Below are 15,416 nucleotides of genomic sequence, written 5' to 3' on the forward strand. Positions count from 1 at the left end.
TCCCATATAGTCTTGCGCGCCGCATCATTCAAATGGCGTGATGCATTCTTTGCAGCGAGTAGGCGCCGACTTCTGCGAAATCCAGATCACGAAGGCGTATGGAGACTGAAATGCGCCTTCCACTGGTGCTGTTCCTTATTGCACCGCTGCTGGAAATCGCCAGCCTTATCCTCGTCGGACAGGCGATTGGGGTCCTGTCGACCCTTGCTCTCGTCGTCTCTTCCGCCGTCCTCGGTCTCTTCCTCTTGAAGCAGCAAGGCGGAGGTATCCTGAGGCGGCTTCAAGAAGAGACGCAACGCGGGATCGATCCTGGTCGTGAGCTGGTACATGGCGCCTTGCTCGTCGTCGCCGCCTTCCTGCTGATCGTGCCGGGCTTTGTCGGAGACATCATTGGTCTGCTGCTCTTTATTCCAAAACTGCGGGATCTCTTTTGGCAGACGCTGAAGCCGCGGATCATTATAAAGGGCCAGTTCCGCCAGGGCGAAGGACGGGAATATCGGAGCGGTCTTGGGACAGAGACCGTGGTCGATCTTGACGACGGCGAGTACACCCGCGAGCCTTGCAATAATTCCCCCTGGAAGGGGCCGCGAATCGGAAGAGACTGAGGGCTTAGCGCCACCCTGCGAGGGTTGTAAGCTCTGGGCTCAAATGTTAGATGGCCATAGCAATTCAATTCAAGGACATGGCCTATGGCTGACAACACTCAGGGAACGCAGTCTCCTTCCCTCAACATTCTCGCCCAGTATATCAAAGACTTTTCGTTCGAGAATCCCGGTGCGCCACGCTCGCTTCAGGCACGTGACAAGGCTCCGGCGATCAACATCAATGTGAACGTCAACGCCAATCCACTGTCTGATACGGATTTCGACGTCGTCCTGTCGCTGAACGCGGAAGCCAAGGACGGTGACAAAGTCGTGTTCGTAACCGAGCTGGTTTATGGCGGCGTTTTCCGGATCACCGGCTTCCCGCAGGAGCACATGCTTCCGGTTCTGTTCATCGAGTGCCCGCGCCTTCTCTTCCCGTTTGCACGCCAGATCGTTGCAGACGCCACGCGCAATGGCGGTTTCCCGCCGCTGATGATCGACCCGATCGATTTTGCCCAGATGTTTGCCCAGCGCGTTGCCGAAGAGCAGTCGCGGGCCCAGTCGCAGTCGGATCCGAATTAATTGCCGAACATCCGCTGGTAAAAAGAAAGGCCCCTCCCCGGGGCCTTTTTTCAATTGGTGTATTTAGACCAAATCGCCTTTGACCCAAGACTGGCCACCAGCTGGGCATGACCTTCGATCTCTTCAAGCGAAAGGCGTGCCGCCATAGGGCGGGGCCTGTCGTAGGAGATCTCGATGACTTCCGTGACCTCAACCACCTGATTGCGCCTGGTCTCGATCGAGGTGAGACCGAGTGCCGCCTGGCGACCGCCCAGCATCTCAATATAGACCTCAGCCAGCAGTTCGGAGTCGAGCAGAGCACCGTGCTTGGTACGATGGGAATTGTCGATGCCATAACGTCTGCAGAGTGCATCGAGAGAGTTTGGTCCCATCGGATGTTTTCGACGCGCGAGCGACAGCGTATCGATTACGAGTTCCGGCGCGACGGGTGGTAAACCAAGGCGATCGAATTCCGCGTTGATGAAGCCCATGTCGAAGGTCGCATTATGAGCCACCCACTTCGCCCCTTCGAAGAATTCCTGCAGTTGCGGGACGATGTCTGCGAAGGTTGGCTTATCCTTCAGGAATGCATCGGTGATACCATGCACGGCCAGCGCATCGGGGTGCACCTTGCGATCACCGGGATTGATGTAGACGTGAAAGGTACGGCCCGTCGGGAAATGATTCAGCAGTTCGACACCGCCGATTTCGATAACACGATCGGCCTTGTTTTCCAGGCCTGTAGTTTCCGTATCGAAGACGATCTCACGCATTGTCCGTCTTTCCTCATCGAGAGTTGCGCTGGCGCAGTGTCGCAAGAATGTCCTGCACCTGCCTTCTGGCATGTTCGATAGTAACGCCGCTGTCCACGACGAAATCTGCGCGAGCCCGCTTTTCAACATCCGGCACTTGTCTAGAGAGAATGAGATCGAGCTTTTCTTCTGTCATGCCGGGCCGGGCCAGCACACGCCGGCGCTGTATCTCTTCGTCACAACTCGCAACGACCTTTACATCGACCCGTTGATCCGCCCCGGTCTCGAAGAGCAGCGGGATGTCGAGAACTGCAAACTCAGCGCCTGATTGCCGTTGCTGCCCCAAGAATTTGTTCTCGCGCTGCCGTACCAGCGGATGGACTATCGCCTCCAGCCTTTTGAAGTTAGCCGGATTCTTTGCCAGATTCCCGGAAAGAAGACGGCGATCGACTTGCCCCTGAACCACGACTTCCGGGAAGACGGACGCGATCGGGGCAACTGCCTCGCCGCTGTAGAGATCGTGAACTGCGGCATCAGCGTCATGCACGGCTATTCCTTCAGCGGCGAACAGTCCGGCTGTTGTGGTCTTCCCCATTCCAATAGAGCCCGTCAAACCAATGACAATCATGATCCTGCCTCGATATCCGCAAGAACCAGGCGACGGAGTTCCTCTGTGACCTCAGGCATTTGGCCGAACCATTTTTCAAAACCCGGAACAGCCTGATGCAGCAACATGCCGAGGCCGTCTACTGTCGGCAAACCGGCCGCTTCTGCCTGTGAGAGAAATGGCGTCTTAAGAGGAACGTAGACGATATCGGTGACGAGGGACCCTGGGCGCATGGTCTCGAACGGGAGCTGCGGTGCCTCGCCGCCGTCCATCCCGAGCGAACTGGTGTTGACGAACAGAGTAGCGTCCTGCAGCAGCTCTGGCAGCGCGGCCATCGCGTGGGCCTGCAAACGGGGGCCGAAGCGATCTACCAATTCCTGCGCGCGCGCCACTGTCCGGTTGACCACGTGAATGGTCCCCAGAGCTCGATCCCGCAGGGATTGGAGGATAGCCCGACTTGCGCCACCAGCGCCTAAGACGACGGCCACTTCTGCCTTGTCCCATCCGGGATAGCCAGCATCCAGGTTGCTCGCAAAGCCAATGCCATCCGTGTTCGTTGCTAGAAGTCGGCCTTCCGCCAACCACAGCGTATTGGCAGCCCCTAGTTCCTCGGCCAAGGGATCAACCCGATCTGCGAGTCGGCAAGCTGCCTCCTTGTGGGGTATCGTGATATTGCCACCAACATACTCCGCATCACCATTTTTCAGGTTGCGGATGAAAGCCGGGAAGTCCTCGGGAGTGACGGCAACTTTTTCATAAGACCCTTGGATTCCAAGACGCTCAAGCCAATACCCGTGAATGATAGGAGAGCGCGAGTGCTTGATCGGATAGCCGGCGACAAATGCGCGGGGAGTGATTGTTTCACGTGAATCACGCATGGTTAACCCCGAGTTTACGCAGCTCTTCCAAGAGCGGGAGCATCGGAAGTCCGAGGATTGTGAAATAGTCACCCTCTATCGCCTCGAACAGCTGAATGCCCTCACCTTCTAGCTGGTAGCAGCCGACGCTTCCCAACACCCTGCTGCCGTTTCTTTCCAGATAGGCATCCAGGAACTCGTCCGAGAAATGGCGCATCCGCATAGTCGCAACGGAAAGGTGGTTCCACAAAACCTCGCCATTTCGAACCAGACAGATCGCACTATTCAGGTGATGCGTCTTGCCGCGCAGGACCTGCAATGTTTGTTTTGCCGCCAATAGATCCGGCGCCTTGTGGAAGAGTTCAGAGCCGAGCGACATGGTCTGATCGCAACCGATAACGATCGACAGCGGATGCCGCATCGACACGGTCCGAGCCTTCGCAATGGCAAGATGTATTGCAATAGATGATGGCGTTCGCTCAGCCTCCGGGACTTCATGCTCGACCTGCCTCTCATCCACCTGGGCTGCTCCTGCGATGTGGTCCAGACCAGCATTGGCCAAGAGGCTTCGGCGCGCGCTGCTGGCCGAAGCCAGTATCAAAGAAGTCGCCATATCCTCACACCTCCGATTACCTTGTTGTAAGGCGATTAGCGCAGCTTAGGACGGAGGGCAACGATGGCGGCGGCCGTCTCCTCGATGGAGCGGCGTGTGACGTCAATGACCGGCCAGTTATTTCGCGCGCATAGCGCCCTTGCATATTTCAGTTCTTCGGTGATTGAGGCGCGATCCACATAATCGCTCCGATCGTAGCCGGGTGTATTGCCCAGGATCCTGTTTTCACGCACTTGGGAAATGCGGTCTGACGTGGCGATCAAGCCCACCACCAACGGCCTCGTTGCGTTCAGCAAACTCTCCGGCAGAGGCACGCCTGGGACGACCGGAAGATTGGCGGTCTTTATACCTCGGTTGGCGAGATAGATAGACGTTGGGGTTTTTGAAGTTCGGCTGATGCCGATGATCACGACATCTGCTTGATCGTAATCTTCCTGCGCCTGGCCGTCGTCATGATCCATGGTGAAGTTAAGGGCCTCGATCCTGGCAAAATAATCAGCGTTCAGCACATGCTGAGCCCCCACCCTGCCACGCGAGGGCGCGCCGAGATAGGATTGAAACTTCTCGATAATGGGCGCGAGGACGTTGACGCAGGGCAGTCCAAGTTCATGGCAACCGGCTTCGACCAGAGCGGCCAACTGATGATCGACGATCGTGTAGAGTACAATGCCCGGCTCCCGATCGATGGCATCAATCAGTGCCTTCACCTGCTTACGGCTGCGGATCAGAGGATAAACATGCTCGATGGCATTCGAGCCGCGGAACTGGGCAGCAGCGGCCCTGCCTGCGGAGATGAGAGTCTCACCCGTGGAGTCAGAAATGAGATGGAGATGGAAGAAGTTTTTCCTGTTCTCCACGATCTTCTCCTAGGGCTGTTGATAGTTCGGGATAAACAGAGGTAGCGAGCGCGGTTGGGAAAGGACAGGGGGAAAAAGGCCGATTTATCCACAAAGCGATTTGCCTTAGGATGCGATTGCAGTTGTCTGTGGATTACGGTGACAGGCGTTTGTTGTGAAATTTGGCCCCCAGGCCATCAATGTCACCGTTCCTGATCTTCTCTTCATGAAGCTTATGAAATTACGGGTTAATTTCCGCTTTTCCCCAGAGTTCACAACTGAGCTTGCTTCATTGGAACGCAGAAGGGCGCGACTTGCGGTCAAGGGAGATTCCTGTGGTCTTCCTTTAATCCTTGATAGTCACCGACTCTTAGAAATAGAAGAAGATTCAATATCTCTTTTCTTTATTGAAGGGGCATGAGCCTTGAGCAGCCAGAACCGCAAAGTCCTCGACGTGCTTGACGGGAAAACGGTCACGCCACCGCCAATCTGGCTTATGAGACAGGCAGGACGTTACCTTCCGGAATATCGGGAAACGCGTCAGCAAGCCGGAAGTTTTCTGGATCTCTGTTATAATCCGGAACTGGCGGCAGAGGTGACGCTACAGCCCATTCGCCGATATGGGTTCGATGCGGCCATCCTGTTTTCCGACATTCTCGTGATACCCGATGCCTTGAACAGGAACGTTCGCTTCACTGAAGGGCACGGGCCTCAGATGGATCCCATCGACGAAGATGGCATTGGGCATTTGAAGCCTGATCACGTCGCTGATCATCTGAAACCTGTCATCGAGACAGTACGCCGGTTGCGTCGCGATCTCCCGACGGAAACAACCCTGCTCGGCTTCTGTGGAGCGCCCTGGACGGTGGCGACCTATATGATTGCCGGGCATGGGACACCGGATCAGGCGCCTGCCCGTCTCTTTGCCTATCGCCATCCGGAAGCCTTTGCTCGCCTCCTCGATTTCCTCGCAGACGTGTCGGCAGACTATCTGGTGGCGCAGATTGATGCGGGTGCCGATGCAGTCCAGATTTTCGATTCCTGGGCGGGTGTACTCGGAGAAGCGGAATTCGAGAAATATGCCGTTGGACCGGTTCGTCGGATGATCCAATCGGTCAAGGCGAGACGTCCGTCGGCGAAGATCATCGCCTTCGCCAAGGGCGCAGGCATTCTGCTCCGCAATTATCGTCAGGCGACAGGTGCGGACGCCATTGGTCTCGATTGGTCGGTGCCTTTGAGTTTTGCTGCCGAACTCCAGAAGGAAGGGCCGGTTCAGGGCAACCTCGACCCCATGCGGGTTGTTGCGGGTGGAAATGCTTTGCGGGAGGGGATCGATGCAGTGCTGCAGGCACTGGGTCAGGGTCCGCTGATCTTCAACCTTGGCCATGGCATTACACCCCAGGCCGATCCGGCGCATGTCACGGACCTCGTCAAGCAGGTGCGAAGCTTTGGTTGACACGCCTGAAAAGCAAACGGATCTGCAGCCGGGGCGGGTTGCTGCCAAAAGGGCGGCGATCGCACTCGGCTTCTTTGGGCTAATCGGGATCGCGGTTATGGTCGCCGGCCCGGATGCCGCTTATCCATGGATCAAAGCACTTCATGTGATCGCCATCATCTCCTGGATGGCGGGGATGCTCTATCTGCCGCGACTTTTCATTTATCACAGCGATTGTGAGCCGGAGTCCGCTCAGGCCCGAACTTTTGCCGTGATGGAACGTCGGCTGGTCACGGTGATTATGAACCCCGCCATGGTGGTCTCCTGGGTTCTAGGGCTTTACCTCGCCTGGTCGGTCTTCGGCTTCCAGGGTGGCTGGCTGCACATGAAACTTGCGGCCGTCGTCGCTCTCTCAGCTGTGCATGGCTATTTTGCCAAGTCTGCTCGGCTGTTCGGAGAAGGTCTTTACGTCAGAACTCCACGCTTTTGGCGGATCATGAATGAAGCGCCGACTTTGTTGATGATCGCGATCGTGATCCTGGTCGTGGTGAAACCCTTCTGATCGATCTTCGGCTTCTCGTTTATTTTAATTGCGGTCGGCTTTTCGCTTGCGGTCAAATGCGTGAATCGCTATTTTCGCGCCACTTCTCCTTTTGGCTTGCGTAACATTCAGTCATTTGCGGCCCTCGCATCGTACCGAATTCCACCAGCTCGCCGCTCCCCAGAAAAATCCAGAATAACGTGGTCCTCTTCATGGCTGAAATGAAGCTACAAGAACTCAAGAGCAAATCTCCGACCGATCTGCTGACCTTTGCTGAATCGCTTGAAGTCGAAAACGCGAGCACGATGCGCAAGCAGGAGCTCATGTTCGCCATCCTCAAGATGCTGGCGAGCCAGGATGTCGAGATCATCGGCGAAGGGGTCGTGGAAGTTCTTCAGGACGGCTTCGGGTTCTTGCGGTCTGCCAATGCCAATTATCTGCCCGGTCCTGATGATATCTATATCTCACCCTCCCAGATCCGCCGCTTCTCGTTGAAGACGGGCGACACGGTTGAGGGTCCGATCCGCGGACCGAAAGAAGGCGAACGCTACTTCGCCCTGCTCAAGGTCAACACGATCAATTTCGAGGATCCGGAAAAGATCCGTCACAAGGTTCACTTCGACAACTTGACCCCGCTCTATCCGAACGAGCGGTTCAAGATGGAGCTGGACATCCCCACGTCGAAGGATCTGTCGGCGCGTGTGATTGATCTCGTTGCACCGCTTGGCAAGGGCCAGCGCGGCCTGATCGTCGCGCCGCCGCGCACCGGCAAGACGGTGCTGCTGCAGAATATCGCTCATTCCATCACGGCCAATCATCCGGAATGTTATCTGATCGTCTTGCTGATCGACGAGCGCCCGGAAGAAGTCACGGACATGCAGCGCTCGGTCAAGGGTGAGGTTGTCTCCTCGACCTTCGACGAGCCTGCAGTTCGCCACGTTCAGGTCGCCGAAATGGTGATCGAGAAGGCGAAGCGTCTGGTCGAGCACGGCCGCGACGTCGTCATCCTGCTCGATTCGATCACACGTCTCGGCCGCGCTTACAACACGGTTGTCCCATCCTCCGGCAAGGTTCTAACCGGTGGTGTCGACGCGAACGCGCTCCAGCGCCCGAAGCGTTTCTTTGGTGCCGCTCGTAACATCGAAGAAGGTGGATCTCTGACCATCATTGCCACCGCGCTGATCGATACCGGCAGCCGAATGGATGAAGTGATCTTCGAAGAGTTCAAGGGCACTGGCAACTCGGAAATTGTGCTCGACCGCAAGGTCGCAGACAAGCGCATCTTCCCGTCGATGGATATTCTGAAGTCCGGGACTCGCAAGGAAGACCTGCTTGTTCCGCGCCAGGATCTGCAGAAGATTTTCGTTTTGCGTCGTATCCTCGCACCGATGGGCACGACCGATGCGATCGAATTCCTCATCGACAAGCTCAAGCAGACGAAGAACAACGGCGACTTCTTCGACTCGATGAACACCTAAAGCGGATCCGGCCGCTTCGGCGGCCGTATTGCTATCGACGAGGAGCAAACGGTTGGCGGCTTTGTCGGATACCATTTTTGCTCTTTCGTCGGGCGCAGTGCCCTCCGGCGTTGCCGTTCTCCGGATCAGCGGACCACAGGCCATTGAGGTTTCTTCTGTTCTCTGCAACAGACAATTGCCGCCGCCTCGCATAGCCGGTCTGAGAAGGCTCTATCTACCTGAGGGCGAGTTCCTCGATCAGGGTCTGGTGCTTGTCTTTCCCGGGCCCAATTCCTTCACCGGCGAAGATTGCGTCGAGCTCCATCTTCATGGAAGCCGGGCCGTCGTTGCAGCCGCTCTCGACTCCTTAGCCGGATTCGAAGGGCTGCGAATGGCGGAACCGGGAGAGTTTTCGCGGAGAGCATTCCAGAACGGAAAGCTCGACCTGGTCGAAGCAGAGGGACTGTCTGACCTTCTTGCTGCAGAAACCGAAATGCAGCGCCGTCTGGCAGTGGAACAGGCGAATGGACATTTCTCTCGTATCTATGAGGGCTGGCGCGAGAAGCTTATCTTTGCCCGCGCTATGATCGAAGCTGAGCTCGACTTCAGTGACGAAGGTGATATTCCCGGTTCCGTTTCCGACCGCATCTGGTCTGAGATTGAGCAACTGACTGTAGAGATGGATGAAACCATTCGGAGTCAGAAATCCGGCGAAATCATCAGGGATGGTTTCAAGATTGCCCTGGCAGGGGCACCGAATGCCGGCAAGTCCAGCCTGCTGAATGCGCTTGTTCAGAGAGACGTTGCAATCGTAACTGATATTGCCGGAACCACGCGAGACATCCTCCGCTGTGAACTCGATCTCGACGGATATAAGGTCGAACTCTTTGACACGGCGGGCCTGAGGGACACGGATGAGGTAGTCGAACGGGAGGGCATCAGGCGCGCAGAGCGGGTGATCGCCGAGGCGGATCTTGTCTTGCATCTCGTTGATCTCAGCGACGCTGGACCCGTCGATTGCTTGGACGGTGCCGCAGTATGGCGCGTCGGGACGAAGCTGGACAGGTTGAGTGGAGAAGCATCCAGTCTCGGCGGATTCGCGACGTTTCTGTCTTCGGTGACCGGAGAGGGATTACAAGACCTCCGTAGGCTCATCGTTCAGGAGATTAAACAGCGTACGTCGACCGAAAGTCTCGCAGTACCAAGCCGTTTACGGCAGGTGCAGAATATTGTATCTGCCTGTACTCATCTCCAGGAAGCGCTTTGTCAGTGGGAGAAGCCCTTAGAATTGCGCGCGGAGGATCTGCGTCTCGCCTCAGACGATCTCGCGAGGTTGACGGGACGAATCGATACCGAAACACTTCTCGGGAAGATCTTCTCTGAGTTCTGTGTCGGCAAGTGATTCACGTGAAACATGGCCGAGGGTTCTTTTATGACAACGCATTATGACGTCATTGTCGTTGGCGGGGGACATGCCGGCACGGAAGCCGCGGCAGCTGCTGCCCGCATGGGCGCAATAACCCTGCTCGTCACGCATAAACGCGAGACCATTGGAACAATGTCCTGTAATCCGGCGATCGGCGGACTGGGCAAAGGCCATCTCGTGCGGGAGATTGACGCTCTTGATGGTGTCATGGGAAGAGCGGCAGATCGCGGTGGCATTCAATTTCGCATGCTGAACCGGAAGAAGGGTCCTGCAGTTTGGGGTCCACGAACGCAAGCTGATCGGCGCCTCTATAAAACCGCGGTTCAGGACATACTGGCGGAAGTTCCCCGTCTTTCCATTGCCGAAGGCGGTGTTCTGGCGCTCCACCGAGCCGGAAGCGAAATAAACGGCGTGGTTCTTGATTCCGGAGAGCTGGTTCTTGCAAAGGCTGTCGTTCTCACGACCGGGACTTTTCTCCAAGGTTTGATCCACATCGGTGATCGTCGAACACCTGCGGGTCGTGCTGGAGAAGCGCCGAGCCTCGGCCTCAGCGACGATCTTGCAGCTTTTGGCCTGAAGCTGGGCCGGCTGAAGACTGGCACTCCAGCCCGCCTTGATGGCCGAACTATTGCTTGGGATCAGCTTGAGATGCAGGAGGCGGACGAGGTCCCCACACCCTTTTCCTTCATGACGGATCGTATCGAAACGAGGCAAATCAGCTGCGGCATTACGCGAACGACGGCAGAGACACATCGTATCATCAGGGAAAACATCCACCGTTCCGCGATGTATTCTGGACAGATCGAAGGCATTGGCCCGCGATATTGCCCGTCGATTGAAGACAAGATTAATCGTTTTGGCGATCGCGATGGCCACCAGGTTTTTCTTGAGCCGGAGGGCCTGGATGATGACACTGTCTATCCGAATGGAATTTCAACGTCTCTGCCAGAAGATGTTCAGGTAGCAATGATCCGCTCCATACCGGGATTGGAGCAGGTTCAGATCCGGCAGTATGGCTACGCGATAGAGTATGACTATGTCGACCCGACGCAACTTGATTTGTCTTTGGCTGTAAAATCCACAAAAGGACTGTATCTGGCTGGCCAAATCAACGGCACTACAGGATATGAAGAAGCGGGCGCTCAAGGCCTGGTTGCCGGAATTAATGCGGCGCTCTTTGCATCTGCGCGAGAGCCTGTCCATTTCAACCGGACGGACTCGTATATCGGGGTCATGATTGATGATCTAACCACGCGCGGGGTGACCGAGCCCTATCGCATGTTCACGTCCAGGGCGGAATATCGTTTGTCTTTACGGGCGGATAACGCAGATATGCGTCTGACGCCGAAGGGGATCGAGATCGGCTGTGTCGGAAATGCACGTGCAGAGCGTTTCTTGTCCTATTCGGACAAGCGCTCCAAGCTGTCTTTGCAGTTGGCGTCCCTAACGGCTTCTCCCAAAGAGATGGAAGCAGCGGGTGTGTCGGTCAATCAAGATGGCCGGCGGCGTACGGCAGCAGAGATTCTATCTTACCCAGATAGATCTTGGGATGACGTCTGCCGACTTTGGCCTGCCCTTGCGGACGTAGAAGCGCCTATTGCGGAAGCCGTGCGGATCGATGCCCTTTATGCAGTCTATCTGGAGCGCCAGTCCACCGACATTGCGCGCGTCACGTCAGAAGAAGCTCGAATTATCCCCCGCGATTTCGATTATGAGTCGATCTCGGGGCTGTCCAATGAGCTAAAACTGAAGCTTGCTCGGCAAAGACCGAACAACATTGCCCAAGCGGCCCGAATCGAGGGGATGACTCCCGCAGCAGTCGCACTGCTCATCACCCTCTTACGGAAATCCAGCGAGCGGTTGGCATCGTGAACAGACCAAATATACACGCTCATGTTTCACGTGAAACGCAGGACCGGCTCGATAAATTTGCAGCGCTATTTTTAAAATGGGCGTCGAAAATTAATCTGGTGGCACCTTCTACGACCGAACAGCTCTGGACGCGTCATATTGCGGACTCGTTGCAAATCCGAAATATAATGCCCGAGCCGGCAAACTGGATTGATCTTGGCAGTGGCGGCGGGTTTCCAGGTATCGTCACCGCGATTACCCTCGCAGAACGAGGTGAAGGTTGGGTCCACATGGTTGAGAGCAACCACAAGAAATGTGGCTTTCTGCGCATGGCGCTGATCGAGACGGCGGGTCGAGGATCAGTCCACCCGCTTCGCATTGAAGACGCGCCGAAAAGTCTGAAGGCTCCAGACGTTATTTCCGCGCGCGCGCTCGCAGACCTTGATCAGCTTTTTGTCTTCAGCGAGCCATGGGGCCGGCAAAACTCCGCGATGAAGATGCTCTTCCACAAAGGTCGGGATTATCAGGCAGAGATCGAGAAAGCGCGTGGCCGATGGGCTTTTGATCTGATAATACACGAGAGCGTCGTCGAAGCAGATTCCGTCATTCTGGAAATCTCCTCGCTTGAGCGCAGGGCCTAAGAACTCGGGTGCCAGATGAACATCGCAAAGAACCGTATCATCACCATTGCCAACCAAAAAGGCGGCGTTGGAAAGACGACGACTGCCATTAATCTGGCAACCGCGCTTGCAGCAATTGGCGAGCGTGTTTTGATCGTTGATCTCGATCCACAGGGCAATGCGAGCACCGGCCTTGGCATCGATCGCCGTGATCGTGTCTTGTCGTCCTATGATGTCTTGGTAGGAACCCATTCGGTTTCACAGGCGGTGCTTGAGACGGCCGTGCCAAACCTCTCCATCATTCCCTCGACCATGGACCTGCTTGGTTTTGAGATGGAAATCTCGCAGCAGGCGGACAGGGTTTTCCGGCTGCGCAAGGCGCTCAATCTGGATGATGCCAAGGTGTACAGCTATGTCCTGCTCGACTGCCCTCCGTCGTTCAACTTGTTGACGATGAACGCCATGGCGGCAGCGCATTCGGTGCTTGTGCCTTTGCAGTGCGAATTCTTTGCTCTTGAAGGGCTTAGCCAGTTGCTGGAGACGATCAACCAGGTGCGGCAGACCGTGAATCCGTCTCTCGACATTCAAGGCATCGTGCTGACGATGTTTGATTCCCGCAACAACCTGGCGCAGCAGGTTGTGAACGATGTTCGTGAACATCTCGGAGAGAAAGTCTATACAACGCTCATTCCCCGGAATGTTCGCGTTTCCGAGGCGCCCTCTTACGGCAAGCCCGCCATCCTTTACGATCTGAAATGCGCCGGAAGCCAAGCTTACCTCCAACTGGCTTCAGAGGTCATCCAGCGCGAACGGCTGCGCAAAGCGGCGTAATTCTACGAGGATACGAGTATGAGTGAAGACGTATCGAAGCGGCGCCTCGGGCGCGGCCTGGCAGCTCTGATCGGGGAGATGGATCAACCTATCCCCGTTGGTGACACGCGCCCAAGCGTCAGCCCGGATCGCACCCTTCCAATCGAATTCGTCTCGCGGAGCCCGAAGAATCCTCGTCGCTATTTTGATGAGACGGAACTTCAGGATCTTGCCGGCTCTATCCGGCAGCATGGGATTGTGCAGCCGGTCGTCGTTCGCACCATCGCCGGTGGCAATCGTTATGAAATCATCGCGGGCGAACGCCGCTGGCGAGCTGCACAGCTTGCCGGGCTCGTGGAAATTCCTGTGATCATTCGCGACGTCGATGATCGGACGGCCCTAGAGCTGGCAATCGTAGAAAACGTGCAGCGGGCCGATCTCAACCCGTTGGAAGAAGCACTGGGTTATGACCAGCTGATTGCGGAGCATGGCTACACGCAGAATGATCTGGGCGAGATCATCGGCAAGAGCCGCAGTCATGTAGCCAACAGTCTGCGTCTCTTGAAGTTGCCGGAACCGGTCCGGGACATGCTTGCCGAGGGCACCCTCTCCGCGGGTCACGCCCGCGCGCTGGTGTCGACACCGGATCCCGTGAGCCTTGCCAAGGTCATCACTGCCAAGGGTATGTCGGTCCGCGACGCGGAGAAGCTGGCGCAGAACCACATCAAAGCGCAGACCGCATCTTCCCCGGCAGAGCCTCGCGGACAGAAGGATTCCGACACGATCGCGCTCGAGCGCAGCCTCACCGATCGTCTGGGATTGCAGGTTTCCATCAGCCATAAAGGCAGTGGTGGCCATATCAAGATAAGCTATGCGTCACTCGACCAGCTTGAGGAGATCTGCAGGCTTCTCGAAGCGCGTTAGGCGCGTCGATTGCGACGAGCGACTTGCAGTGTGGTTGCCAAGAGCGTTTGAATCGCGGCCTCGCCTTCGAGCGAGGCGCGCTGGCGGCCGATCAGGATGGCTGATTGCAGTCTGGACGCCTCGCGGCCCAGATCCGCACTGTTCCAGCTGCGTAACGTTTTTTCGATGACAGGCTTCCGGCGAAAATGGATCCCTCGGCCGAGGCTTTGCATGACCTGGGCCACCTGCTGCTGCTTGTCATCCATCTCCAGGCGCATGGCCTCAAGCAACTGAAATTGTTTCATTGTTGACTGCAGGACGAGAAATACCGCCGTCTTTGACGCAATGACTTTCTGCACAGCATGCAAGAAGGCGTCAGCATCCCCATTCAAAACGGCATCCACGACCTCATCCGTTGACGTGGCGCTTGCGTCGCCAATGATGTCCAGCACGTGATGTTCATCGATCAGGTCGTCGTGCAGGCAGTAGAGAACGAGCTTTCGGATCTCATTCCGGGAGGCGACCCGATCGCCGCCTATCGATGCAAGGAGCAATTCGCGCGCGGCGGGTGTGATGCGCAGATTGGCCGATGCCAATTCCTGATCGATGACTGCGTTGAGCGCACGTGCGTCGTCTTGGTAACAGGCGATGGACGCGACGGAACGATGCGATTCGCCCACCTTCCTGAGGGCCGAGCCCTTCTTCAGGTCGCCGGCTTCAACAATGACATAGCTCCCTTCAGGAGGATGGCTTCCCAGATGTTGGAGCGCGTCGACCAGCTGCTTTTCATTGGACGCGCCGCGGATCCAGATCAGCTTATCACCGCCAAACAGGCCGAAGGAATTGACCTCGTCGAGTAGCCGGCCGGGGTCGCTCTGGATGTCGCCGATATCCAGTTTTATCAAGGCAAAGCCGTCGTTCAGATCCACCCCGGTCACAGCCGCCAGAGCGCTTGCCCGCTCCGCGACCAATCCCTTATCGGGCCCATAGACGATAAAGATGCGATAAAGCTTCGCTTGCTTCTGTAAGAAGCCATCGACCTCGTGGGATTTGATCTCTGCCATGGCCGCCTTTAGCGGCCCAAGGCCATGGTCAGATCTGCGTAAATCAGTTCTGCCAGTTCACGGGCGGCCCGCGTCTCAGCATCCCGAACAGAACGCAGCTTGGCGAATTCCTGGCGCGGATAGTCGAAGAGTGCAACGGCCTGACGGCGGCCGGACTTCAGCACGGTATCGTCGGAAATCCGCTTGAGGGTATAGGTGCCGGTGGCGACCGCCCTGCCCGCATTTGCAGTGTCGGCTGCACGGTCGAGTAGTACGCCTTCGACGGTGCTGGTCACGTCCAGTTCCACCCGGTATTGCGGTGTCGTGGATTCAGCCCCGCCGGTCGTGAGGAAGAGAAGACGGTTGCGGGTTTCCAGACCAACACGTGAGTCTGCCGGAGAGTAGGCGATCGCGGCAAGGGTGGCCTTCGTCCTGCCGTCCGGATCCTGATACAGCGGGCGCGCCTGGCAGCCCGCGAGAAGCAATGCGCCTGCGATCAGAACCGAGCGTCGCAGCATTT

General features: G+C 56.7%; 17 protein-coding genes. 10 read left to right on the top strand and 7 right to left on the bottom strand.

What is annotated here, in order from left to right:
* Positions 1–110: 110 nt before the first annotated feature.
* Together ASE36_RS15480 and secB are read left to right on the top strand one after the other, a co-directional pair.
* Complete coding sequence (locus ASE36_RS15480; RefSeq protein WP_062281609.1) at positions 111–605, top strand: FxsA family protein; 495 nt, start codon at positions 111–113, stop codon at positions 603–605.
* An 84-nt stretch (positions 606–689) separates the two neighbouring features.
* Entirely contained in the window at positions 690–1,166 is a 477-nt protein-coding gene (gene secB, locus ASE36_RS15485) for a protein-export chaperone SecB (RefSeq protein WP_062281612.1), read from the top strand.
* 50 nt (positions 1,167–1,216) lie between these two features.
* Here secB and dnaQ read toward each other — a convergent pair whose 3' ends face one another.
* The 5 genes from dnaQ to ASE36_RS15510 are packed head-to-tail and all read right to left on the bottom strand — an operon-like array spanning position 1,217 to position 4,831.
* On the bottom strand, positions 1,217–1,918 hold the full coding sequence (dnaQ, locus tag ASE36_RS15490; RefSeq protein ID WP_062281615.1) for a DNA polymerase III subunit epsilon: 702 nt from the start codon (positions 1,916–1,918) through the stop codon (positions 1,217–1,219).
* 13 nt (positions 1,919–1,931) lie between these two features.
* Positions 1,932–2,525: a dephospho-CoA kinase gene (gene coaE, locus ASE36_RS15495; RefSeq protein WP_062281618.1), complete on the bottom strand. Its 594-nt coding sequence runs from the start codon at positions 2,523–2,525 to the stop codon at positions 1,932–1,934.
* Positions 2,522–3,382: a shikimate dehydrogenase gene (locus tag ASE36_RS15500; protein ID WP_062281621.1), complete on the bottom strand. Its 861-nt coding sequence runs from the start codon at positions 3,380–3,382 to the stop codon at positions 2,522–2,524. Before ASE36_RS15500 ends, coaE begins: the two co-directional genes overlap by 4 nt.
* Positions 3,375–3,974, bottom strand: a complete 600-nt coding sequence (locus ASE36_RS15505) for a Maf family protein (protein ID WP_062281624.1) — start codon at positions 3,972–3,974, stop codon at positions 3,375–3,377. Before ASE36_RS15505 ends, ASE36_RS15500 begins: the two co-directional genes overlap by 8 nt.
* Positions 3,975–4,009: 35 nt before the next feature.
* Complete coding sequence (locus tag ASE36_RS15510; RefSeq protein WP_062281627.1) at positions 4,010–4,831, bottom strand: pyruvate, water dikinase regulatory protein; 822 nt, start codon at positions 4,829–4,831, stop codon at positions 4,010–4,012.
* 403 nt (positions 4,832–5,234) lie between these two features.
* Here ASE36_RS15510 and hemE point away from each other — a divergent pair, with 403 nt between their 5' ends.
* The 8 genes from hemE (at position 5,235) to ASE36_RS15550 (ending at position 13,874) form a co-directional block, all read left to right on the top strand.
* Positions 5,235–6,266, top strand: a complete 1,032-nt coding sequence (gene hemE / locus ASE36_RS15515; RefSeq protein WP_062281630.1) for a uroporphyrinogen decarboxylase — start codon at positions 5,235–5,237, stop codon at positions 6,264–6,266.
* Positions 6,226–6,807, top strand: coding sequence for a protoporphyrinogen oxidase HemJ (gene hemJ, locus ASE36_RS15520; RefSeq protein WP_062281633.1), 582 nt, complete (start codon positions 6,226–6,228; stop codon positions 6,805–6,807). The genes hemE and hemJ overlap by 41 nt, the downstream gene beginning before the upstream one ends.
* A gap of 191 nt (positions 6,808–6,998) precedes the next feature.
* On the top strand, positions 6,999–8,264 hold the full coding sequence (gene rho, locus ASE36_RS15525; RefSeq protein WP_140829930.1) for a transcription termination factor Rho: 1,266 nt from the start codon (positions 6,999–7,001) through the stop codon (positions 8,262–8,264).
* Positions 8,265–8,316: 52 nt separating this feature from the next.
* Complete coding sequence (gene mnmE / locus ASE36_RS15530; RefSeq protein ID WP_062281636.1) at positions 8,317–9,645, top strand: tRNA uridine-5-carboxymethylaminomethyl(34) synthesis GTPase MnmE; 1,329 nt, start codon at positions 8,317–8,319, stop codon at positions 9,643–9,645.
* Between the two features lie 30 nt (positions 9,646–9,675).
* Complete coding sequence (mnmG, locus tag ASE36_RS15535) at positions 9,676–11,541, top strand: tRNA uridine-5-carboxymethylaminomethyl(34) synthesis enzyme MnmG (RefSeq protein ID WP_062282709.1); 1,866 nt, start codon at positions 9,676–9,678, stop codon at positions 11,539–11,541.
* A complete protein-coding gene (rsmG, locus tag ASE36_RS15540; RefSeq protein ID WP_244474770.1) occupies positions 11,538–12,161 on the top strand; it encodes a 16S rRNA (guanine(527)-N(7))-methyltransferase RsmG in 624 nt (207 codons plus the stop codon). Before mnmG ends, rsmG begins: the two co-directional genes overlap by 4 nt.
* A 15-nt stretch (positions 12,162–12,176) precedes the next feature.
* Positions 12,177–12,971: a ParA family protein gene (locus ASE36_RS15545; RefSeq protein ID WP_062281639.1), complete on the top strand. Its 795-nt coding sequence runs from the start codon at positions 12,177–12,179 to the stop codon at positions 12,969–12,971.
* Between the two features lie 18 nt (positions 12,972–12,989).
* Positions 12,990–13,874, top strand: a complete 885-nt coding sequence (locus tag ASE36_RS15550; protein ID WP_062281641.1) for a ParB/RepB/Spo0J family partition protein — start codon at positions 12,990–12,992, stop codon at positions 13,872–13,874.
* Here ASE36_RS15550 and holA read toward each other — a convergent pair.
* Complete coding sequence (gene holA / locus ASE36_RS15555; RefSeq protein ID WP_062281644.1) at positions 13,871–14,917, bottom strand: DNA polymerase III subunit delta; 1,047 nt, start codon at positions 14,915–14,917, stop codon at positions 13,871–13,873. The two genes, ASE36_RS15550 and holA, sit on opposite strands and share 4 nt — an antisense overlap.
* Before the next feature lie 8 nt (positions 14,918–14,925).
* Positions 14,926–15,414, bottom strand: a complete 489-nt coding sequence (locus ASE36_RS15560) for a hypothetical protein (RefSeq protein WP_062281648.1) — start codon at positions 15,412–15,414, stop codon at positions 14,926–14,928.
* Positions 15,415–15,416 lie beyond the last annotated feature (2 nt).

Origin of the sequence: Rhizobium sp. Root274, from assembly GCF_001429245.1 — a bacterium.
Classification (GTDB): Bacteria; Pseudomonadota; Alphaproteobacteria; order Rhizobiales; family Rhizobiaceae; genus Allorhizobium.